This is a genomic window from Ruegeria sp. BF6, assembly GCF_056538665.1.
Genome location: NZ_JBQFTN010000002.1, coordinates 123,910 through 149,299, shown reverse-complemented (window position 1 = coordinate 149,299; position 25,390 = coordinate 123,910). Strand labels below are relative to the sequence as shown.

Below are 25,390 nucleotides of genomic sequence, written 5' to 3'. Positions count from 1 at the left end.
GCGCGGTTTGCTTGAGTTTTTGCCAAACATGGTTATATTTATTTACCAACAATCCTAATTCTGACACAAAACGGAGGCACGGCACCATGAGCCCCACAGCGATTTTTGAACCGGTCGGACACGAATCGCTGGCCGAGGCCGTCGTCGCCCAGGTCGAGGATCTGATCGCATCCGGCATCCTGAAGCAGGGTCGCAAACTGCCCTCGGAACGTGATCTTGCCGAAATGCTGCGCGTGTCACGCCCCAAACTGCGCGAGGCCTTGGCGGTTCTGGAAGAACGCGGACTGGTCACCACACAACATGGCGAGGGGACTTTTGTCGCCGCACTGACCGGCCAGGCGATGATGCCCGCTCTGTTGGCGCTATACGAACGGCACGAACCCGCTTTTTTTGATTATCTGGAATATCGGCGCGAGCAAGAGAGCTTTGCCGCCCGCCTTGCCGCGCAGCGGGCGACCAAGGCGGACAAGGAGCGGATCGCAGAAATTCTGGCTGAAAATGAGCGGGCCTGGCAGGAGAATGACACCAGAGCTGCACAGGAAGCCGATTTCGCGCTGCACACGGCAATCGTGGATGCCAGTCAGAATGCGACCCTGATCCACATTATGGCCTCGATCTACGAACTCACCCGCAAGGGCGTATTCTACAATCGCGATTTCCTGAAGACGATTGACGGGACTGGCGAGCAATTGCTGGCCCAGCATCTGGAATTGGGCAAGTCGGTAATCGACGGCGACGAGGCGCGCGCGGCAAAAGCCGCAGTCGATCATATCGATTTCGTCGAAGAGTCGTTCAGACTGGGGATTGAACGCAATCGTCGCGAAGCGATGGCTGAAAAACGCCGGATGCTGTCTGAACGGTAACGACCACACCTGTATGGAATCATGTGTAGTCGTTAACCGGAATGCGGTGAGACGCGAAATTCCGCAATCCCCTGCCCCAATTCCATCAGTGCGCGGCAATAGCGCGAGATAATCAAGGTTTCTTAACCCAATCTCCTTTCGTCGGAAACCAACCACGAGTTTAGCAAGTTGGGTACCTGCTATCGTTACATCGACAACACCCAAACAGAAAAACGTGATAGCCGAGGCGCGAGCGCTCTCACCAATGCCCAGCCTGTCAGGGCAAGAGATCGGACACCTTACTGAAACCTGCCAGGTCGAACCCGAATGAGATCGGGTCTCCGATCCTGTTTTTGCCTTCGACCGTCAACTGATTGCCGGCCCGCATCGCTGACATCCAGTCCAGTGAGACGGGCGAACGCGCAAAGCAGCCCTGCGCTTCGCAGGTCAGAAAATCCAGACGCGCAACTTCCGCGCCATCGACCTTGGCGACCAACCCTTCGGAGAACAGCAGGCCAAACGGCAGGGTCAGCACGGTCTCGGTCTCATCCTTGCCTGCGGGCTTCACAAACGCAATAGAGGTAAGCCTCTGGTTATTCTCCGTCAAAACGATGCTTTGGGTCATTTCGCAGATCAGTTCGGTGCCGTTGACCAAATTGCTGCAATTGACGGACCACAATGGCGCGTCGTTCTCCTGTGCGGCAAGAGGAAGCGCAAATCCCAATGAGACCGCCAAAGCGCAAATCCAAGTTTTCATACTGCTGTCCCTTATTAATTAGAATTGTACCCCAAGACCAAGACCAACCTGCAGGGCCTCGGTCGAGTCCCCGAACATATGGTCGAGGCTCAGGTTGATAAAGCTGCTGTCGTCCAGTGCGAACAGTCCCAGCCGGGCTGAAACCAGTCCGTGTGTATCGCCGATATAGCTGGTATTCGAGAACCCGCCGTCGGCGGCGCTGGCGCCCGCGAACCCGGCGCTGACCGATACGGTGTCGTCCGACGAAATGATGGCACCGGCCCGCAAACTTGCGCGCAGTTTCTGTGAGGCGCTCAGGACCTGTTCGGTGCCGATCTCCAGCGATGGTGTCAGTGAATAGATCATCTCGCTGTTGTCTTGCAGGACAACCCCCGAAAGGGTTGCGTCACCGTTGCTTTCGGTCGCCAGGCGCGTGGCATCTACGGCGATCTCGGGTCGCAGGTAAGAGCTGCCACCGGCAAACCTGTGGTCATAGGCAAAGCTCAGCCGCAGATTCTGGTGGTTCATTTTGTGCTTGATCGAGCTAACGCCAACAGTGTCTACAACGTTTCCGTTCGGCAGCACGCCACTGATCCCACCGGCCCTGAGCGTGTCATAGTCCGACCAACCGGCGGACAGCATGGCGGCAAACTCCCATGCACCGGTGTATTTGGTCAGTGACGCGCCCAGATTGAACCGGTCACCCGTCGCATTATACTGCGATCCGTTGCGCAGGCTTATCCGGTCATGGCCCACTGCAAACCCGGCATAGAGTTCATCCCCGACCGGCAGACGGACACCCGCGGACAGGTTGGTGTTGTTGATGTCCAGCTCATCGTAAATGCCAGTCTGGTCACGGTCGTAGAAAGACCTTCCTCCGGAGAACCAGACACAACTGCGCGGATCGTCACCCGCCTGATAGTCGGTAAAGCGTTCGCAATTGTGCAGAGTATCCGCGAACACCCGGGTACCGTAGTAGGCGTCCACCGCATCCGAGGCGTAATCCCCCACGGTCAGCCCATCGATCGCGGCGATGACGTCAGCCTCAGACATCATGTTCCCGATCAGCGCAAACAATTCGCCTTGCGCGGCCGACCCCTGCCCGTTCAGGACCTGGTTGATGTAATCCCCAACGGCCGCTTGGTTCGCGTTCATATTAGCGGTCGAGTAATCCGGCGTGATCACCAGATCAATCGAGCTTCCGTCCGAAGTCGAACCGTTCAGGCCAATCGAGTAATCCAGCACCACAGTGTCTTGAATCGTCGTGCCTGCGTCCGCCGCCGTGCCGTCCGGGTTGATGATGACCAGAGGCAACGCCCGTTCCAGCCTGTTCAACTGAGGCAACAAGGTACCGCCTATCGTGGCGTCGCCCGTGACATTGACCAGGTCGCTGTCACCGCCCGATGCCCCCGAGGTCAGAAAGTACACATCGAAGGTTGAGCTTGCCGTTGCACCAAAGGCCAGGCTGCCGGTCAGGTTTGTGGTCTGGCTGACGTTTCCGGCAAAGACAAAATCCCCTGCCTGAACATTCGATGAGAAGTCGGTATTCAGACCCCAGTTCGCGCCCAGAACGAAATCGCCGTTCACCTGCATCATCCCGGCTGCGCCCAGATTGATCGTATCCAGCGCATAGAAGGCGCCTCCGTCCTCGACAGTCAGGCTGTTGGTGCCTGCGCCAAGGTTTAAGTTGCCAAGCGCTGCGCCCGCAAGCGAGACCTGTTCATTTCCGTCACCGCCATTCATCAACTGGTTGTTCCCGGCGAGCAGAACCGTGTTCTCCGACAGAGTCAGCGCATTGTTTGCACCGCCGTCCACAATGATCGAAGCGACCGCGTCCACCTGCCCTGTACCGCCCATGACGACGCCATCGAACCCCAGTGCAATGGCACCCGCCCCGTCGCGCCCTTCGGATTGCGCCAGAATGCCGATACCGCCTTCACCGACCGACAGGATGTTGCCAGTCAGTGCCATGTCGATAGCACCACCAATCCCAGCACCGCCCGCGGACCCACGGAAGACCGAGTCCACCATGCCGCCACCGCCGCCCAGCGACTGCGCGACAACGCCAATCGCGTTCTCTCCGGTCGTCACGATATTTCCGGCCTGGGTAAACCCGATATCGCCGCCGTCACCGCCATTGTTGGCCGACAGGTCCACGGTAACCCGGCTGGCCTCCATGTCGGTCGAGACGAGGCCACCACCGCCGCCGATGCTCTGAATGACGAACCCGTGCGATCCGTTGCCGCTGGTGGTCACGTCACCAGTATTGGCGAAATCAACATCGCCGCCATCGCCGGTCGAACCGTCCTGCGCGCCCAGCGTCACGGCAGCCTGCCCCAGACCCGAGATGACGACCTCGCCGCCACCCGCGCCGATGCTCTGGATGCTCTGGCCAAAGGAGCGATTACCGCTGGTGAAAACGTTGCCGTCCAGCGTCAGGGTAATACCGCCGCCATCATTGTTAAAGCTGGGGTCAGATCCCAGGATCACCGACGCGGCCTTGTTCGTATCGACCGTTCCGGTACTGTTCAGCACCAGCTTGCCGCCGCCCCCGCCAATGGATTGCGCCGATCCCGCGGACGAGAACGCACCATCGGTACCCACATCGCCCGTGCGGCTGCCATTCACGCCACCGCCACTGGCGTCATCGGTGTCAATCGCACCCAGACGGGCGGTGATATCGATACCGTCGCCGTCCTGCACAACAACGTCGGTTGCCGCGGTGCCGCCGCCGCCACCGACGCTCTGCAGCATCAGGGCTGTTGATCTGTCGCTGGTCGTAGCGATATTGCCGGTATGCGATTGCGCAAGCTGACTGCCCGCCATACCGGAAACGTCATCACCGCCCAGGGCGATATCGCTGCTGACGACAGAGCCGGTCGCGCCACTCGTCGTGGTGGTGAAATCGACGGTTGTATCGACATTACCACCGCCGCCGTTCACGGACTGGGCAAACACCGCTTCGCTACCTTCACCGTTTACAAGGATGTCGCCGGTCGAATTGACCGTCACGGTGCCCACCGAACCAGTGGACCCTTCGCGCGCGCCAAGTGCCTGCGAAATCGTGTAGTCCAGCGCCGAGACCAGCGGGGAAGATACCGAATATCCGGCATTGCCACCGCCGCCGCCAACGGATTGCGCATAGATGCCGAACCCGTTTGCGGCATTCACGACTATGGAGCCTGTGTGGTTTACCGTGACGTCTCCGCCATCTGCACCATCTCCTCCGGACCCGCCAATGGCGATCTTGGAATAGGACTTGCCTGTCATGGTGTTTTTGAGGTCATTCACATCCATGGCAACGGCCAGACCGCCATTGCCACCGCCGCCACCAACTGATTGCGCCATGATGCCATAGGCTCCGGCGCCGTCCACCCGGATGTCGCCGCTGTTGGTGACCACCACGTTGCCCGCAACATTGCCACTGCCGCCCGAACCGCCGATGTTCAGCTGCGCGGTCGGAGAGCTGTTGTCCCCGGTCTTGAGCCGCACCGTGCCCGTGATCGAGCTGCCGCCGTTACCGCCGCCGCCGCCAATGGATTGCGCAAAGATGCCGTGGGCTCCGGCGCCAGTGGTCACGATCGTCCCGGCATTGGTCACCGAAACGGTGCCGCTAATTCCGCCGGTGCCGCCCGAGCCGCCCAGACCGAATTGCAATGCCCGCCGTGTGCTGGCCTCGGCACCGCCATAGCGGCCATCCACCGAGATCGTCGAACCGCCATTGCCGCCGCCGCCACCGATCGATTGCGCAAAGATGCCGTGGCTTTCCTTGCCGGTGGTCAGGATCGTTCCATCGGTTTCGTTGACAACGGTAACCGTGCTGCCAGCCCCGCCGGTGCCACCAGTGCCACCGATCAAGATGGCATTCGTTGTTGCCCCGTCCGAAGACCGACCCAGAATGATGTTGCGCACCTGTTGCGCGTCACCACCGCCGCCGCCGACCGACTGCGCATAGATACCAATCGATTTGTCGCCCGTGGTCTGGATCAGGTCACGGTTGGTTACGGAAACTGCCGCCGACATCGCGCCCGTGCCACCATTGCCGCCGATGGACAGGGTCGCCGTGTTGCCGATCTCCTTGCGCAGGCTGATGATGCGGTTTTCAACCACACCACCCATGCCGCCGCCGCCACCGACCGACTGTGCGTAAATTCCGTGCGACATGCTGCCTTCGGTGGTGATGATCCCGTCACTGACCACGGTCACAGTGTCCGAGGTCATGCCATCACCTCCGGTGCCGCCAATATTGATCGACGCGGTAGTGCCCACCGTTGACGGATTGACCACGGCTTTGATCGTGTCCAGGTTCGACTGACCGGCCTGCACCATCCCACCAGTGCCACCTGCCCCGCCGATGGATTGCGCCATCAGGCCGACCGAGCGGTCTCCTAATGTGGCGATTCGCGCCGTGTTGGTCACATCGACCTTGCCACCCACGCCACCGCTGCCACCGGTACCACCGATTGAAAGCGCAACCGAGATACCCTTACCGGCCGAGTTGCTGGCCTTGCCACCCGTTCCGCCACCGCCGCCAACGGATTGCGCAAACACACCATGTGCATCCGTACCTTGCGTGACCACCGTACCTGCAACCACCGAAGTAACGTCTCCCGCTGCGCCGCCAGTGCCGCCTTCAAGACCTACCGACAGGCTGGCTTTGTTGCCTTTGCTGTCTCCGGTTTTTGGTGTGCCGATGCTGACAGAAGTCGAAGACGAGTTGCCACCGCCGTTGCCGATGGATTGCGCGAAGAACCCATAGGACCCCTTGCCCGCAGTACTGATGATCCCGTTCGAACTGGCATATACGTCACCACCGCTGCCGCCGGTGCCTCCGGTCCGGCCGATCTGAATGTTGACGTTTCCGCCATCCACCGAAGTCGAGGCCGAATTGTAGCCCGCATTACCGCCGCCGCCGCCAACGGATTGGGCGAACAGGCCATGGGAATCCGCTCCGAGTGTGGAAATATTGCCGGTGTTTCGCACGTCAACCGAACCGCCGATTCCGCCCTCACCCGTACCGCCACCAATGGCCAGACCAAAGCCCTTGTTGGTCGCATCAGAGGCCAGCTCATAGGTCATGCCGAGATTCAGGGCCGCGTTGCCACCACCACCGCCGATGGACTGACCAAAGACGCCGTGGCTGCCGTCCTGCTTGGTGAGGATATCGCCGTAGTGGTCGATATCCACCGTGCCGCCATCCCCGGCGGTTCCGGCGTCACCACCAATTGCGACCACAGCCGAAACGCCCGTTTTGTTGCCAGAGGAATCCGCCGGGTTGGTTTTGCCTTCCAGCTCGTCCAGCACCTTGTTGTAGTTGGCGATCACCGAATCATCGACGCCCGAATTGGTCGGTGTCTTGCGGTCGGTTGAATCGCCGGTGCCGCCATTGCTCTGGCTGCCGGTGGTCTTGCTGATGCCCACCACTGCGTTGATTCCGGCGTCTCCGCCGCCGCCACCGATGCTTGAGGCTTCGATCCCGTGTGAACCGACGCCATCTGTGACGATGGTGCCCGCCGCTATGGCGGCAGTACCGCGCGCAACGGTCACGTCGCCTGCGTCTCCGCCACCGCCGCCAAAGCCGCCGATGCCCATGGCAATGGGTGAACTGTCCTTGGTGCCGACAAACGTCGCATTGATCCCGCCGGTGCCACCACCGCCGCCGATGCTTTGGGCAAAGATACCGCGGGCGTGGTAACCGTTGGTTGCAATATCACCGGTTTGCGTGACCGACACGTTCCCTGCATCCGCCCCAGTGCCACCGTGACCACCAAGACCACCGACAATGCTCAGGTCGGTCTTGCCGTCAGAATTGTTGGAGTCCCCGTAGTTCAACTGCCCGGTTACGTTCAATGCGCCGTTACCGCCGCCACCCGCGATGGATTGTGCCAGAACGCCGTGCTTCCAGTTACCGGCGACGGAAACAGTGCCGGCATGGTTAACGGTTACATCGCCCGAGACGTTACCGTCACCACCGAAACCGCCAACACCGAAGGTGACCGAGGGGATCTTGCCGTCCTTGCTCAGCGCGATACCGCCCGACACGTTCAAGCCGCCATTGCCGCCACCGCCGCCGATGGACTGCGCCATCAGACCGGCCGAGCCATCAGTATCGGGTTTGTCTTCGTTGAAGACACCCATGTCGATGAACAGTCGCTCCAATCCGAAGCTTGAGGCAAGTTCCTCGGTCTCATCCACTATTGTGTCGCCCAGGAAGTCGCGCAGCTTGTCTTCAAAGGTGGTGGTATTGGGGATCGAGATATCATCCGGGTTCGTCGTCACGGTGATATTCGCCTGCGATGTCACGGTGACATTGCCCGCCTTGCCGCCATCGCCCGCGAACCCACCGACACCGACAATCAGAGAACTGTCGGACACGATCCCGCCGGAAACGTTCAGGCCGCCATTGCCGCCGCCGCCGCCAAGTGATTGCGCCAGCAGACCGGATTGACCGGTGCCATGCGCCATGATCGTGCTGCCCGCACCGATGTTTACATCGACATTCCCGGCATCACCGCCACCGCCGCCAAAACCGCCGACGCCCACAACCACGGCATAAGACTTGCTGCTGTCTGTCTGACCTGCCCCGGGTTTGCCGCTGATCGCGATGCCGCCGGACACATTGGTGCCGCCATTGCCGCCGCCGCCTCCCAGCGATTGCGCTATAATACCGCTGGCGCCTTTGTTTTCATCCACGGCGAACGAGCCGTCGGATTGCTGCACCATCGGCACCGCCTGCAGGTTGCCGGTGTAATCCAGATCAACATCACTGGCGTCACCGCCCGACCCGCCAAAGCCGCCAACACCCGCCGCGACCGAGAAGATAGTGTCCGAACCAGAGGGCTTGGTCAGCGCCAACGAACCCGAGATATTCACGCCACCGGTGCCACCGCCGCCGCCAAGGCTCTGTGCGAATAGACCATGCGACCCGTTACCCGCCGTCACAACGTCACTTTGAACATCTAGTGTCACCGCCCCGGCATTGCCTCCGCCGCCGCCAAAGCCGCCAAGGCCCAAAGCAACTGCTGCGCCGGATTTGCCCGTCAGATTCACCGCACCCGAAACGTTCAGACCGCCATTGCCGCCGCCACCGCCAACCGATTGCGCCATGACACCGATACTGTCCGCGCCCGTCGTAACCACCGAGGTTGTGCCGCTGCTATCTGTGGCAGACCGCAAAGTGCTGATCACATCACCCGCATTGCCCGCGCCGCCGCCGAAACCACCAACGCCCAGGCTGACCGAGCCGCCATTTTCCTGGCTGATGCCCAACGAGGCCGAGATATTCGTGCCGCCATTGCCGCCACCGCCACCAAGGCTCTGCGTCAGAATGGCCGTACTGCGATCACCGCCGGTGGAGACACCACCTGTGACGGTCGATTGCACCAGCGCCCCGGCATCTGCACCGCCGCCGCCGAATCCGCCGACTCCGATAGCCACAGCCGCGTTGGCCGACCGGGACAGGGACAAGGCCGCCGAAATGTTGGTGCCACCATTACCGCCACCGCCGCCAAGGCTCTGGGTCAGAACGCCGACCGAGTCGTCGCCGGTCGTCGTGACATTGCCCGTGACCTGCTGCGTGACGTTTTCGGCCGCACCGCCATCGCCTCCGAAACCGCCAACACCTATCCCCAGGCCACCCGAATAGTTGCTGGCGACTGAAATCGCACCGGAGACATTCGTGGCACCATTGCCACCACCGCCGCCGAGACTCTGCGCGACGATCCCGGCCGAACGTGTGCCAGAGGTGCTGACATTGCCGTCGAAAGTACTGTCGACCACGCCACTGGTACCGCCATCGCCACCAAAGCCACCCACACCGATGCCCGCTGCGCCCGACCCGGTGCGCGCAATGCTCAGCGCGCCCGAAATATTGACGCCACCATTGCCGCCACCGCCACCGACGGACTGAACCAGAACACCGGTTGAGTTGTCGCCGCTCGTGGTGACATCTCCGGTGACCGAGCCCGTTGCCGTACTCGCATTGCCACCGTCGCCACCGGACCCGCCGATACCAACGCCAATTGCGCCGCCACCGGTGCCCGAGATGTTCACGGCGGCCGAAACATTCAGCCCTCCGTTACCACCACCGCCGGCCGCGGATTGCACCAGAACACCGCCCGAATTGTCGCCCGCTGTGGTGACATTGCCCACAACCGTACCGGTGGCCGTGCTCGCGTTGCCTCCGTTGCCGCCGCTGCCACCAAGGCCGACAGAAGCACCGCCACTGCCTTTTCCGGCAACCGTCACCGTGGCCGAAACGTTCATGCCACCATTGCCGCCGCCACCACCGAGGCTCTGCACGACGACACCGCTGGATTCGTCACCCTGCGTCGAGACATTGCCGGTCAGAGTGGCCTCAGCCGTACCGCCGTTGCCGCCGGTGCCGGATGCGCCGCCCAGACCCACCGACGCGCCGCCCGAGCCAGTGCCCGCTGCAGCAACGGCGACCGAGATATTCATACCGCCATTACCACCGCCACCTCCGACAGACTGCGCCAGCAAGCCGGTCGAGGTTTCGCCCAGTGTCACAAGGTTGCCGGTGACATCTGCGGTGACTGCCGAAGCATCGCCACCACCGGTTCCGCGGCCCCCCAGACCCACGGCAGCCGCGCCGGATCCCGTACCCGCGCCGCCGACTGAGGCAGAAACGTTGAAGCCACCGTTGCCGCCGCCGCCACCGATGGATTGCGCGACGACTGCACTGGATTGTGCGCCTTCGGTTTGCACGCTGTTGGCAACGGTCAGATCGACAACACCGCCCGTGCCGCCACCGCCGCCGGACCCGCCCAGACCAACGCTGATTGCGCCTGAACCCGTACCAGCCCCGGCCAGTGCGGGCGAAACATTAAAGCCGCCATTGCCGCCGCCGCCGCCAACGGACTGCGCCAGAATGCCCACCGAAGCATCGCCCTTGGTCACGACATTCGCCGTAGTGCTGGCCGTGACCAGACTGCCGTCACCACCGCCATCGCCCGAACCTCCCAGCCCGACAGACACCGAACCCGCGCCGGTTCCCGCACCCGATACGGTCGGCGAAACGTTGAAACCTCCGTTGCCTCCGCCACCACCGAGGGACTGCGCGACAAAACCACTAGACGCGAAACCATCGGTCAGGATGGTTCCGTTCGAAGTCAGCGTGACATTGCCGCCATTGCCGCCCGTGTCGCCGGATCCGCCCAACCCGACGCTGACGGCACCGCTGGCCGTACCGGCGCCTGACAGGACCGGGGCCACGTTGAAGCCACCATTACCGCCTCCACCGCCGATGGATTGCGCCACGACGCCTGAGGAGCTGTCACCACGTGTTTCAACCGCGTTGTTCGATGTGGCGATCACGGTGCTGCCGCTGCCGCCGCCGCCACCGTTTCCGCCAAGGCCAACTGAAACGCCACCGCCGGCTGTACCCGATCCCTGAACCGAGGCACTGACGTTGAAGCCGCCATTGCCTCCGCCACCACCAATGGATTGCGCCAGGAACGCGGTGGCCGAGTCGCCCTGCGTCAGGATCATGCCGCCCGAGGTCAGAGTGACTGCGCCGCCATTGCCGCCCCCTAGACCGGTACCGCCCAGCCCAACGCTGACTGCGCCGCTGGCCGTGCCTGCGCCTGCCCCGGTGCCCGAGACGTTGAAGCCGCCATTGCCGCCGCCGCCACCTATGGATTGAGCAACCACGCCCGAGGAACGGTCTCCGACCGTCACAATGGATTTCGTTGTGGTCAGATTGACAGATCCGCCTGTCGCGCCGGTACCACCGTCACCGCCAAGCCCGACCGAGACCGCGCCGCTGGCCACGCCCGCACCCGCCAAAGAGGCGCTGACATTGAAACCGCCATTACCGCCACCGCCGCCAACAGACTGCGCCAGAACTGCAGTGGAATCCGCTCCGCCTGTCGAGACGGTTCCGGTCACGCGACCGGTTACGGTTCTTCCGATACCGCCGCCCGAGGCGTCCCCACCAAGACCAACAGTGACAGCTCCGCCGCCTGCACCGGCCCCTGCGATCCCGGCCGTTACGTTGAAGCCACCGTTGCCGCCGCCGCCGCCAATGGACTGGAACACCACGCCGCTTGAACTGTCGGACAGCGTTGTGACATTGCCCGCAACCTGACCTTCGACGATACCGCCATTACCGCCGGTGGCTCCGTTGCCACCTAGCCCGACACCGATGGACCCGGCTCCGGCCCCGCCTGCCGCAACACCTGCCGTGACGTTGAAACCGCCGTTGCCGCCGCCACCGCCAATGGATTGGATCACAACTCCGGTCGAACGCGCACCCTCGGTCCGGATATCGCCATTGATGCGTACGCCCGTGACGGTTCCACCAATGCCGCCGCTGCCGCCGTCACCACCAAGGCCCACATCCACAGTCCCAGCACCCGCGCCTCCTGCCGCGAGACCCGCCGCGACACTAAAGCCACCGTTGCCGCCACCGCCGCCAATGGATTGCACGACGACTGCTCCGGAATCATCGCCGCGTGTGGTGACATCCGCATCGACCTGCGCAGTAACGGTTCCCCCAGCCCCGCCTCCGCCAGCTTTACCGCCAAGGCCCACGCTGACCGATCCGGCCGCCGCGCCGCCGATATCGGCGCTGGCTCCGACGGCATAGCCGCCGTTGCCGCCACCGCCGCCGACAGACTGCGCTACAACTCCGCTGGAAAACGCGCCACTGGTCTCGATCGACGTACCGCCTGCGACCAGAGTAACGTTGCCCCCGGTTCCGGCACCGCCACCGTCACCGCCAACGCCAACGTTGATTCCAACGGCCGCACCGCCGCTTGCGCTGATCCCGGCCGCGATGCTGCCGCCGCCATTGCCACCACCGCCGCCGACCGACTGCGCGATGATCCCACTGGAATTCGTCCCCGTCGTGGTAACGTCCGCCTTGGTATAAACCCGCACAAGACCACCATTCCCGGCACTACCCGCCTGGCCGCCGATCCCTACCGAGACATTGCCCGAGAACAGAGCCGAAGCTCCTCCGGTCGCAGCAACGGCCAGACCGCCATTGCCGCCGCCGCCGCCAACGGACTGGAACAACATACCGGTCGAGCGGTTGCCAGTGGTGACCACCGTGCCCTCGAACCCAGCCGCCGTCGCAACACCACTGCTGTTGAACTGGCCAACCGTAACCGGACCGCCCTTGCCGCCGGAACTGCCGTCGCCGCCGACGCCAACGGCCAGTGAACCGGACACCGGACCACCGGACACGGCGACCGACACGGCGTAGCCGCCATTGCCGCCACCGCCGCCGACCGATTGCAGCATGACGCCGATGGAATCGTCCCCCCCGGTCTGCACCGAAGCCGCGCCGCTTCCACTAAGCGTGACCGCTCCGCCATCTCCGCCGTTACCTGCCGAGCCGCCGACCGATACCGATGCCGCACCAAAGGCCCCTACAGCAACTGACACGGCACCGCCGCCATTGCCTCCGCCACCACCAACAGATTGCGCGAACACACCTGCCGAACGATCACCCGAGGTTTGAATCGCCGAAGGCTGGCTGCCGTCGGTGTTGGACAAGGTGACGTTGACATTTCCGCCGGTTCCGCCAGCACCGCCCTTACCGCCAATGGCCACGCCGACAAATGCCCCAACCGAACCGGACGAACCGCCATTACCACCGCCGCCACCGATGGACTGGGCCAGAACGCCCATCGCATCGTCTCCGGACGTGGTGATGATGCCGTCATTCACGATGGTCACAGTCGAACCGCTGCCGCCGCCGCTGCCGTTGCCGCCGACAGACACCATGCCTCCGGACGAGCCGCCATCACCACCGCCGCCGCCGATTGACTGCGCGATGATGCCGCGGGCGCCGTCTCCGCCAGTCACGATACGCCCGTAGTTGCTGACACTGACCGCGGCACCCGTGCCACCCCTGGACCCGGTGCCGCCGATGGCGACCAGACCGAAAGAGTTCGCTCCCGTACCGCCGCTGCCGCCAATGGATTGCGCCATGACACCGTCGGCACCTGTACCCGAGGTCAAAACACTGCCGCTGCCCTGTACCGTGACGCTTACTGTATTACCGCTACCACCGTTCGAGCCAACACCACCCAAAGACAGGGACACCAGACCGCCCGCTGTTCCGCCTGAACCGCCGCCACCGCCGATGGACTGCGCGACGATACCACGTGCGAAATCTCCCTGCGTTTCAATTGCACCGCTATGCGAAACCGAAACCTGACCGCCATTGCCGCCATTGTCCGCGCCGCCGATCAATGAGACCAGAAGGTTGCCGCTGGTCCCCGCGGACCCGCCCGAACCGCCTATGGACTGGGCGTAGATACCATTTGCGAAGTCTCCGGTCGTCAGGATGCTGCCAGTTGACGTCGTGTTGACCGTCACCTTGCCACCGTTTCCACCATAGCCACCATCACCGGAAGACCCCACCAATCCCCATTGCGATCCGCCATTGCCGCCATTGTTGGAAACACTCAGCGCATAGATTCCATCTGCCGAATCTCCGCTTGTCGAAATCGTACCGCGCTGGGTGACCGTCACATTGCCGCCGTCGGCCGAATGCCCACCGGTGCCTCCGCCCGGCGCCGCAAAGCCGCTGCCGCCATTACCTGCCTTACCGCTGCGGCTGAATGCAAAGATCCCGTCATTGCCTTCGCCCGATGTCTGAATCGTACTGCTGGCGGCCTGAGTTGCGTTGACCGTTCCGCCCTTGCCGCCATCACCTCCGTCGCGACCGCTCCAGAAACTCAGGTATGAATCTCCGCCACTACCCCCGTTCCCACCGACACTGCCAACTTGCCAGCCGATGTTGCTGGTGGCATTGACGTCGCTTGTCAGGGTCTTTGTCTGTGTTGGGCCATTGGACCCATTACCGCCAGAGCTTGGCGGCACAACCAACGCGCCATCACGTCCGTTACTACCATTCTGCCCGTAAACAACCTGGTTCACACCGTTGGGCCCCGAGACATCCTCGGGTGGGGTCACTGTGCCTGGGGTGCCGGAACTGTTGAAGTTGCTGTTGTACTGGGAAAGGGTCAGCTGCGTCGACAAACTGGCCGTGCCGGTTGCGCCAGAATTGCTGATTTGTGCTGTTGTCCCCGTAATGGAAACAATATTAAAAGCCAATGGGGGATTGTCGGTATTGTAGATCGTATCGCCCGCACCCTTAACCAGAAAAACGTAACCGTCCGCCGTTTCGACAAAGGCAGTTGTCCCCGCTGTTGGCGTCGATGCCGGGTCCACGATCAATGCACTTACGGTGGTATCCAAGCCGGTTACTGGGTTGGTAACCGTATCACCGACTTTCGAGGCAGATGTAGGCGCGGCAAGCAACGGTGTTGAAATCACGATATAAAGTGAAATCGCGAACAGCAGTATTGATCTCATTGTCACCTTCGAACCTCGCACCGGTTCCACCCAGAACACATGGCAATCGCACAATCCCGAAGAACAGCAATCTGCCCGATAAAACCCATCACCATTTGGTACAAGGTATTCGCAAGCTTAAGGAGATCAGTTCTAAAATTTCTCCCGTTAACAGTTTCGTAACCATTATTGCTCAAAAGCAACATCTTTAGTGCAGCTATTGTCAAACATTGGGATTTCGCTCGGGTTCAGCCGCGATGGCGGGCACGTGCCTGCCAAGTCAGTTTGAAGTCAGACAGGAACCTATGTTTGGCTGGCAAATCGTAGCTGCTTTTTCTTAGGGTGCGCAGTCTTCTTTTATGTCCCTTACACTGTTTCGTACCGCGATTTGGAAGAGGTCATGCGCGAGGTGCAACTCTCACCTGGTTTCTGCCCATTCACATAATTCTCTGACCGGGCCGACTAAGTCAGGCCAGATGGTAGCAACGACGCGCCGCGTCCAGAACGGTTCTGTCGCAAAGTCTTTTCAGAGCAAAATAGACAGAACTATTGGCAGTTTAGCCCGGCAGTTGCGCAAACTGCTGAAATGTCGAGAGTCCACACTTAAATTGACCATTGCGGATCATGCTGACCAGTTCGATACCGGCAAGGGCAGATGCAGCTGAAAAGATCAGTAGAAAGATACTTCAATCCGGAGTCGCAAAAGATCACTGAAATGGTTTGGCCATTGTGAGGCTCATATTGCCGCTCGTCAGCTCAACGACCGTCTACCCCTGCTCTAACATGCCATTGGCCACAGCTACCGCAATTGCGCCAAGCGTGGCGCGGTGTTTTTTGGAGAACCCGCTGTTCAAGTGATCGAGCTTGGCGAAAACTTTAACCTAGCGGCCATAGTGTTTCACCAGCCGATCAAGACTCCGCAAAGGCGTGTTTCAGATTGCTCCGAGCAGCGGAACAAAGTGCACCAGTCATGTTGACGGCTCCGACTCTATTACGAAGCGGGCTTTGATGGACACAGCAGAGTTTTGCAACTTGAGCGCGTGGTGGTCATTGGTTGAATATCATTAGTTACTGCATCTCAGACCGTTCGGCCCCTGGATTCCAGATTGACGAGTTAGTGAACGAACAGCAACGCAATCGATCCCACAAGGATCAAGCTCAGAGCCCAAACAATATCCAGGTTGAACCAACTTTTTGAGAGAAATCTCAGGCCCAGCCAATGGTAAACACCGAACGCAAGCAGACCGCCCGAGACTGTCATGGCCAAGGTGTGGGCCAAGGCGACTCCAATAGCGATTTTAGCATTGCCGGTCATCAGATTGGCAGCTGCCGCATGCCCTGCGTCCGTGGCGATCGTGCGACAAATACCAAGATAGATTGGAACCAACATCAAGCCCGCTCCGTGTGCCATTGCCGCTAAGAAAGACCAGAGCGCAAGCCGTGACGGGGGTACTCGCGCAAGAAGCCGTGGATGGCGGCGGTTAAACAACAAATAAACGCCCAATCCGATCACGAGGCAGGATGCGAAAATCTGAATTTCGCGCTGCCATTCGGCCAGAAAGAGCAGCGCGGTAAAGGGAAACAGTATTGCGCCCATCGCAACAAGATGCCCGGCTGCCAGAGCGATCAACGCCTTGAAAAGGCTGTTGCGTCTCTTGTCCATCAGCGCCGCAGACACTGCCAGGGGCCAACCCATGCCCGGATTGACCCCGTGATATATGCCAGAGGCGACAACAGCCCACCAAAGGGCTGTTGCCGTGTCTAATCCGTCCACGTGTCAGACAGACGGGTAGCAGAAGCTATCGGTCGAGCAGTCTCCGCCTTCCAAGCGGATCTGGTGGCTGCGATAGCCCTTTGGAAACTCGACATAGAAGTCTTTGTCCAGGTCCAGGCCACCGTTTTCCCCAACATTGGCCATAACCATTTGCCCACCCTCATCATCAGGGTAGAACTGATCATCCCACGTCGAATACAGCGAGTTGGTCCAATAAACCCGCTTGCCGTCCCGGCTGATCTCAACCATCTGGGGACCGTAAGAGAATCCTTTGCCGTTCGGATGTTTCGCCCCGCGTGCAATCCCGCCAAGCTCGACTTTTCCAGTCAGCTTGGGGTTCATCGGGTCGGACACATCATACTGATGCATTTCACCCTGCCCCCAGCAAGCGACGTACAGGTACTTGTCGTCCAGGCTCAGGTCAATGTCGGTGACCAATGGAGGTACGGCCTCAAATCCCTGCAACAGAGGTGGAAGGTTATCGGCCTTTTCTGGCCGCGGATCAATCGTGATCGTCTTTTTCGCCTCGAAGGTTCCGTCATCCTTCTGCCACCATGTGAAAATCGCACCCTGCAGGTTTGTGGTATCCACGACGACACCGCAGAAGCCATAGTCTTTTGCCGGATCATGGGCGGGCCGGATTTCCAAGGCCATCTGGTGGTTTTCACCCAGGTCAATGGTTTGGACATTTCGGCGCTCGCGCAGGTTCCAGAAATGGATTTTGTGGCCATATTTGTTGGACAGCAAATCCTCGGCCACAATCCCGTTCTCGAACTGTGGTGGCAGCCCCCATTCCGAACTAACCATGTAATCGCGCGGGAGGTTCCACCAGAAATCGTAGTGTTTGTCCTGCTCGCCTCGATCCATTTCGTAACGGCCGAGAATATCAAAGGTTTCGCAATCCATAATAAAGATGCCCGGCGGACCATCCGTGCCATCGGGACCGCCGCCACCAAGCGTTGAGACATAAATTCCTTCGGGGCCGCAGTGGATTGTGTGCGGACGCGAATAACCCGTTTTAGCGAAAACCTCTTCCGGTTCGATGATCTTGTGAATCTTCGCCTTCAGGGGTTCTTTCACGTCGATCACGTAGATGCGCGAGGATCGGATGCCCGGAACGATGAGATACCTCCGTTCCAAAAATGCGTGTCCAGTCAACGGCGAGAGTGCAGAAGAACAAGCGTTCCAGCCAAAATGATGAAATTCATCGCCCTTGTTGGGCATCATGAGCGTATGGACAATCTGGCCGTAGGTTTGCGATTTCGGGTCAACATCTACAATGGCCAAGCCATCAGGCTCAGAACCGTCCGGGCTGAGCATCAAAGTGAAAGCGAGCGTTTCCGCAGGCGCTTCCATAGCAAGTTTCGGAGTTGCGTGAAAAGTAGGGTCAGGTCTCAGGTTCATAACTGGCTCCTCCCAGGCCACAGGCACCAGAAATAAATCTGAGTTTGTTTGATGGCACCCGGAACTGAGACTGCCACATATTCAAGATTCGTAGAAATGGTTCATTTTTGTGTCCTGCGTGCGCCCTTGGAAGCGGCAAATCCAACAACCGCGTTGGGCTCGGTACAGACCTCGGAGCTGACACAGTATAGGCCCCTTACCCTGTTTCCACGATCTGGCCATCGGCCCATTCCAGACCTTCACCCGACCTTCAAGATACAGCCGTCGAAACCCCGCTTTTCAGACTCTCACCGATGGCGCAACACCTCAACGTCTGCGCGCTCACATATGCTGACTTTCCAGCCGAAGAAGTATCCAACCCACTGTAACGTATGAGATATTCGCCACACCTTCCATTCCAGATGACCAAATCTAGAAGGGTCTGTTAATCATTCCAAACCGAGTCATGCTCGCGCTGTGCAGAGGTCAGTCCGTTTTGGAAGAAGGCGTCGTAATACTCGTTTTCCACACGATGGGTCTGCAACCAAATTCCGGGCGCATGGACCGCTTCGCAGTGTGCGGGGAAACGATCATGGGTTTCGTAGATATAGGTACAGATGTCGCGCGCGCAGTCGATGATATCCTGCTCGTATTCGCCCGCCTCATCCAGATATTTGTTCCCAAAGTCGCCTTTGTAAATCCGCCCGAATAACTTTTCGTTCTTGTAGATGCCGTCGGGACCGAATTTTCCGGCGACAACTGCATCAACCGCCTCTGACATCGACGGATAATACGGTGGGCATTTCCCTTTGATCAAATGTTCGCCGTGATGGCGAAGACCTACCGCATGTGCTCGTACATGTTTCATCGCCGCAATTGGAAGAGTATGCCAGCGGAACAAGTCCATCAGCCGCCATTTCGGGGTCACATAATCAAATCCCATCATCGAACCGTAGCGGTCGCTGAACTTTGGATCACCCATCAGAACCGGTGGAGAAATAGCGGCGTGAATCCAACCACCAAGGCCCATAGCCTCCGTTACAAGAAACAGGTTTTGTATCAAAAGGTCGGCCTCGATCTGGGTACGCATCTGGCCGAGAACACCGAGCGGAATCTTGATTTCAGGATTCAAGAAGCCCTTGTCTATCCACTTTTTGACACCCGCCGGTCGATAGAAATTTCGGTCGTCCACGATCACTGGCCGCGCTTTGTCTGGCTGAGTCAGTATATACATTAACGCGTTGATATATTGGTAGGAGAGGTCGACGACGGGAAAGAAAATCGTAGATCCGGGCGTGTTCGACAAAAACCGGTTTGAATCCAGATAGGCCGGAAAATCTCGCATGCCGGCAGGCACATCAATGCGACGGTCGAGGATCTGCACTTTCGATTGCTCGGCGCGATCGATGAGTATTTCGGGCGTCCAGTGCTCGATGCCGCCTTCAAGCGGGTCAAGGCGGCGCAGGAAATAAGTGCCGCTGTCGTTGATCATGAAAAAATGCGTGCCCTGAGCGTTGTCCGGGCTTCCCGCAGTACGGCCTTCCATCACCAGATTTGGCTTGGACATGATCGGATCGCCGCTTTCGTCATCAAAAAACGGTCGATCCGGCATGGTCAAACCGGTCGCGCCAGTCGCGGCAATCAGAATTGCCTCCTGCAGTGGTGACAAAGGGGACCGGTCGTTCCTGGAGTCCCAACTCAGCGAACCCGCAACCACATTTGAACCTCTGCTAACCCTCTTGGTACGACGGTTCCAAAGCGTACGTGCTAGCGGGGCTTCCAGGAAAGAACCCAGCCCGCTCTGGCCTTTGTCTTTTGGCATTTCTCAACCCTCCTGCACGGTTCGCCACGGTGCAAAGGCCGTAGCATTTTTTGGTAGCACCGGCGCAAATTCAGGGAAATGGCGCAGAATGAGTGATTTCATCCCGTTCCGTGCAATCCAGTCCATCCCAAGCTGCGTATAGAATTCCGGCCGAAAATCGGTGGTTAGGAAGCGATCGGACTGCAGGCGGCGCGATGCCATCAGGATGAAAACCCGAAATGCGGTATCTGAAAAGCCAAACCCATCTGGTGGTGTTTCACCCAAAAGGCCAATGACCGTATCAACCTTGTCGATGTCACCGTAGAGGTCTTTGAGAATTTGGTTTGTCTTCGGGCTGGCAGTCAGGTCATCCCACTCAGTCACGGGCGGCATGTGCAGGCCTTTGCGAAATTCATTGTATCGCGGCACGCGGCGTGCGCGGGTACGCACAATATCGACCACCGAGAGGTCGATCAGCTCATCAAATCGTTCGAGATTCTGCAGGGACTTTGGAAAATTATGGAGCGTGATCGCCCCGGGATGTGCAATACCTTGAGAATACAAACAATCGCGCAATCCCAGTTCGCGCAGTTGTTCATCCGTCTGTTCCCCCTGAATCTCAAGAAATCCGCGTCGTGCCTTCTCATTACCTGTTTTGTAGTCATAAAAGATGTAGTCATCAGGGATCAGAGGGTGCATTCGGTAGACCGTCGCGAACTCTTCGGTCAGCGCGTACCGCGCGGTGTGGTGATCCGGTTCGGTTTCAGGAATACCCTTTAGCGCGTGAACATCTGTCAACCAGATGCCCAACCGCGTCAGCCAGGATTTTGGCGGCCCGTACCAGTTGGTCTTCATGCCGATATCCAGCGCCTCGGTTCCCAATATGGCCGGGGTCCATTCGACCGTGTGAATCTTGGCGATCAGCGCGGACACGATCAAGCGCGCCGTCTGGTAGACGCGTTCCTCGCCCATCTGCGGATAAGCGCCTTGCAATTCATCGCACAGAACATTGTGTTCGCGCGCGAACAGCGTGTGCAGTGAAGACAGGCCAAGCCACCAGCTTTCGTTGAAACCCGTGAGCTCGAACCCGTGTACGTTCAGAGGCAGGTATCCGTCCTTAGTAAGCTTGATTTTTGGGCCGTCCCGCAGTTTCTTGGCAGCATCGGAATTCACACCATAAACTTGCGATCCGTCCCACCAATGGGAGTTCTCGTTGGCAAAGAGGAAGGGGTCATCCGCGCCTTCCTTCGGTATGTTGCCCGCGATGCGCATATTACGTTCAGGTTCGCCATTGGGTCGGTTCTTCCAGTCAGGATAGCCGTCGGGGATCGGTACGATATCATCGTCTTCATCCAGTTTGCGACGTTCATGCGAAACCCAGTCGTGAACCTGGAACTGAATCCACGATGCCGCCAGGATGTTGAGGATTTTGGCAGGAATGAAAGCCTGACGATCCATCAATTTGCGCGCGACCTCAATCGGGTTTGGGCTGTCATCAGGCTGCACCTGCGGCGGCATATTCCGGCCGAAGGTGGCACCGGCGGCACCCATTCTGGGGTCGGACAGGTCATTATAGCTGCCGTCATGGGTGCGGTACGTATAGTGGCTTGGTTTCGGTTCCGGTGGCACCGCGCGTGCGCTGGGGACAACCTCTTCCGGGTCTGTGTCGATCAGACTTTTTTGCCTCAGATCATACCTGAGTGCGTCCAGATTTAGCAGTTGGACAAGCAAAAACGGAATGCGGTGCCACGGAACGCGCCGGTTCACTGCCCTCAGGATTGATCGAGCTGCCGTGCCTAAGACGCGGTTCTGGAAGGGCGGCGGCGGAGCCTTGAACCGTTTACCCTGCCGATGTGATGCGGATGCGTCATAGGCAGCTTTGCGTGCACGATTCAGATTGCCAAGTGGACGAAATTCCTCTGTCGTGTTCCAGGGGTTGAAGCCCATGCGCTCAATTTCCAGTGCCTCTGCCAATGCCTCGGGCGTTGTCAGATCGCGCTGTGGCAGGATCAGTTCGGCGACCTTTATCGGCGGGCTAACCAATTCATCCCATTCATGGGCCGCATCCTCGATCGGCGTTTGTTCTTCGGATACGAACCTTTGCACGAGCAGATCGAACTTAATCTCTCCGTGCGCTTGCCGCGCGGCGTATTCAGACGAGAGACGAGAGGCACCTGTAAATGCACCCTCGATAGCAGCAGCGTCCTTTGTTGGTTTGAACGTGTAGCGCACCGCTTCATTGCCCCAGGCAATCGCGCCCCGGCTCCAATAGCTTTCCAGTGCAACGCTTTCGCAAGTTCGTAGTGCCTCGCGCACATTGCCCAGCATCCGGCGTGTCTCCGAGAATCCCAAAACAAAGCACAGGCGTACAAGTCCGATCAACTTCGAAACCCGGCCACCAGACACAGCATGGGCAAATACCACAAACTGACGTGCATTTCGGGCGTGTGGCACAGGGAAATTGGTCGCAAGCAGATCATGATCGATACCTTCAGCTTCGCTGACACGTACTGCCAAGCCGCGTAAATCCTTGTCTTCATCAGATTGAGTTTGCGAAGATGCATTCGAAAACCGCACAGTCGCTGGATACCGCGCTTTGGGCTGTGCAAAGCCAAACTGTAAATCACTGGGCAGATCGTCACCAAACCGCAGCTCTGCGCCTTTGAAGGCGGCAATCGCTTTTTTGTGAAACGCCCGATCCACGCGGCGTGCGCCACCAGCCGCCATCGATTTCAACTGCGCGGCCATCATCATCTCGGCCAGCGCTTTGGTTTCCTTCAACTCCTCTTCAGGCGAGCCGCCCACATACTCCTCGCGCCATTTCTGCAGGGATTCCGAGCTGGCATCCATCGGGGGCCTCCTCTCTACAATCCAAATCGCGTGCGGATGCCGTTCCAAATCGCCGCCAGCACACCTTCGGGATGGGGCGAGTAGTTCGGCAAAGCCAAACGTGTAATTCGGGCATCAATGAGCGTTGGTTTCCCGCTGGCCAGAGCCGCGCCAAACGCCTGCTCGAATTCATCCAGCTTGTTGACGGTAAATCCTTCCGCGCCACAGGCACGGGCGTATGCGGCATAGTCAGGGTTATCGAACTCAACCAACCCAGTCTTGTAGAAGGCTGATAGCTGATAGAGCTTGATCAGTTTGAATTCACGATCGTTAAAAATTACCCAAACGACTGGAATGTTGTATTGCACCGCAGTCATCAGCTCAAAACCGGTCATCAAGTAGGAACCGTCACCAACCGCAGCCACCACAGGCCGATGCATCTCTGCGTATTTTGCGCCGATTACACCGCAAACACCGATACCCATTGGGCCATAGGTGCCGGGTTTGCGGAAATTCTGCCCCTCCTTGAGTTCCAGATAGTAGCCAGCCCAAGCGGCATGTGCCCCCGCGTCGGCCAAGACAATTCCACCCGGCGGCAACAACTGAGAGATTTTTTGAACCATCTCACCCGGATGCAACTGCTTCTGGGGCGAGATGATAAAGCGTTCGTCATAATCTTTGGGTCGGTAGTCACGCTTTGGAACCGGGCCAACGACGGTATCCAGGCGATCATACAACCCTTGCAGAGCCTGTCGCGCATCGCCTAGTATAACGTGATTTGCTTTGTAGAACTTATCAAACTCACCAGCATCAATGTTTATATGGATAAGGATTTTTTCGTCGAACAAACCCTCGAAGAAATCAAAGGTTGCGTGCTGGGCAAAAGAATTGCCAACCGCCAATACCACGTCCGCCTCCGAGAAAAGATCCCAGGCCGCCTTATGCCCTGAATCGCAGTAGAGCCCGATTGCCAGAGGGTTTTCTTCAGCGACGACCCCTTTTCCATCCATCGTTGTTAGCAACGGGATCTGAAACCGCTCAATGAACGTTTTTGTAATACTGTTGGCACCAGAAAGGATTGCGCCAAAACCGGCCAACATGACCACGGTTTTTTCAGCCCTGATCGCCTCTTCCAATACGCTGGAAACCTTATCCATCGCCTCATGTTTCGGCACGATACCCGTCTGAGGTTTTTGCAATGGTTTGAAGTTGGTTACTTCGATCTTCGGATCGGTGATGTCTTCGGCCACAGCGACATGCACGGGACCTGGCCGACCCTCGAACGCGATATCAATTGCCCTTTGGAGCGTATCGATTAAATCGTCAGGGTCGGTCACCAAAAAGTCTGCGGGTTCGCCGGTGGCCGGATCTTTCTTGGTGGCAGCACGGAACATCATTCGGGAATCCGGCGTGCGCGCCAGACCGGATGTCTCGTTCAATCCACCGCGCCCCTGCCACGCTACTGTTGAATATCCGCTGATAGCCAGCAACGGGTAACTGTCGGTCAGCGCCACGCACATGCCCGAAATCAGATTGAACGCACCGGGGCCGGCTGTGGCGAAACATACTCCGAGCTTACCGCTGAACATGCCATGCCCACAGGCCATGAAGGATGCGCCCTGCTCATTCTTCGCGAGAACCGGTCTGATTTTGTCCGAAGCGTCAAGCGCAAGCATAAGACCAGCGGCATTTTCGCCAGCCCCGCCATAGGCGGCGTCGACTCCAATAGATTCGAGTGCGGCAACCACCGCTTCATAAACGCGCATCTAATGCATTCCAATAAATGTCTCAACAATACTGTCTATATATATCAGAAATCGCCGATTTAAGAAACAGTTCGGGATCTGGCTCGCCTTTAAGTAGCAATTCGTCAGTAAACTGACCTGCAGGAAACTCCGTCAGACATCGGTACCGGAGCGCGAAAACGGTGGGCCAGTTTCCTGTTGTAGATTTTTTGGAAACAGGTCTGGGCTTTGTTCAACGACCTTGCGAACCACTTCAAGTGTCTTCGGTGGATTGGTCTTGTCGAAGCCGTCAGGGGTTCACCAATCGACGCCAATAACTCCAAGAAATGAAGCCGTTTGCCTGACGCATCTCCGTTTTCAGGGTCCACGGAAACAGCACCGGCATAGCATCTTGAGGGGTCGCGATAAGGTGATGAACTTTCCCGTGCACAAACCAGCATAGCATCCGTCACACCAAGTGCGTTTCGGTAATAAGTGCCGGTCGGTTCAAGCTCTGCCGCGCGTAGGAAAGAAATACGTGCGGCCGATCAGTCTTCCAATTCGGATGCCCGGATAAATCCGATCGACGTTTGCACAAGCGCGCACGTCTCGGGCTCATTATTGGTAAGCTCATTTTCCAGATAACGCTTAAACGCAACCTTTACCTGAAGCGGAGCTGTTCAGGGTACGTTCGAAAAATCTGAGGATGCACGAACCTGCCGAAGTCTGAGAAAACCCGGTATTCCGTTCAGGAAATCGAGTTCGGGCAAGCTGAGAGAGAACAACAGAGACGCTTCGGGGTTCATTCGGATAATTCTACCGCTTGGATGGCCACCCAGCCTATCCTCAACTTCAATCCAGCCTGGTTCGTTCCCGATCCTGACGACGAACGCCCTTGCTTATCCAGGATAAAACTCAATTCGTCACTCGATGCGTTCTCATTCGGTTCCGTAAAAACTCGGTTGGCGA

8 protein-coding genes and 1 pseudogene are annotated in these 25,390 nt (G+C 58.8%); 1 reads left to right on the top strand and 8 read right to left on the bottom strand.

Annotation, left to right across the window (positions count from 1 at the left end):
• The first annotated feature begins 86 nt into the window (after window positions 1-86).
• The gene (locus ACR0IM_RS08735; protein ID WP_480681542.1) at window positions 87-863 is read left to right on the top strand and encodes a FadR/GntR family transcriptional regulator; all 777 of its coding nucleotides are present in this window, start codon (window positions 87-89) and stop codon (window positions 861-863) included.
• Window positions 864-1,119: 256 nt separating this feature from the next.
• On the opposite strand, the gene ACR0IM_RS08730 is transcribed toward ACR0IM_RS08735, so the two are convergent.
• From ACR0IM_RS08730 to ACR0IM_RS08695, 8 genes and pseudogenes are all read right to left on the bottom strand, one after another.
• Window positions 1,120-1,599 (bottom strand): invasion associated locus B family protein, encoded by a 480-nt coding sequence (locus ACR0IM_RS08730; RefSeq protein WP_480681541.1) that lies wholly within the window; start codon window positions 1,597-1,599, stop codon window positions 1,120-1,122.
• A gap of 18 nt (window positions 1,600-1,617) precedes the next feature.
• Window positions 1,618-14,931 carry a hypothetical protein gene (locus tag ACR0IM_RS08725; protein WP_480681540.1) on the bottom strand — a complete coding sequence of 4,438 codons (13,314 nt, stop codon included), beginning with the start codon at window positions 14,929-14,931 and terminating at the stop codon, window positions 1,618-1,620.
• 536 nt (window positions 14,932-15,467) lie between these two features.
• A pseudogene (locus ACR0IM_RS08720) lies at window positions 15,468-15,575 on the bottom strand (IS6 family transposase); the annotation flags it as partial.
• Between the two features lie 449 nt (window positions 15,576-16,024).
• Window positions 16,025-16,684 (bottom strand): hypothetical protein, encoded by a 660-nt coding sequence (locus ACR0IM_RS08715; RefSeq protein WP_480596750.1) that lies wholly within the window; start codon window positions 16,682-16,684, stop codon window positions 16,025-16,027.
• A gap of 3 nt (window positions 16,685-16,687) precedes the next feature.
• Window positions 16,688-18,088, bottom strand: coding sequence for a selenium-binding protein SBP56-related protein (locus ACR0IM_RS08710; RefSeq protein ID WP_480681539.1), 1,401 nt, complete (start codon window positions 18,086-18,088; stop codon window positions 16,688-16,690).
• Between the two features lie 424 nt (window positions 18,089-18,512).
• Window positions 18,513-19,889 carry a hypothetical protein gene (locus ACR0IM_RS08705; RefSeq protein ID WP_480681538.1) on the bottom strand — a complete coding sequence of 459 codons (1,377 nt, stop codon included), beginning with the start codon at window positions 19,887-19,889 and terminating at the stop codon, window positions 18,513-18,515.
• Between the two features lie 3 nt (window positions 19,890-19,892).
• Window positions 19,893-22,718, bottom strand: a complete 2,826-nt coding sequence (locus ACR0IM_RS08700) for a peroxidase family protein (RefSeq protein ID WP_480681537.1) — start codon at window positions 22,716-22,718, stop codon at window positions 19,893-19,895.
• A 14-nt stretch (window positions 22,719-22,732) separates the two neighbouring features.
• Window positions 22,733-24,463, bottom strand: coding sequence for a thiamine pyrophosphate-binding protein (locus ACR0IM_RS08695; protein ID WP_480681536.1), 1,731 nt, complete (start codon window positions 24,461-24,463; stop codon window positions 22,733-22,735).
• Window positions 24,464-25,390: the final 927 nt, after the last annotated feature.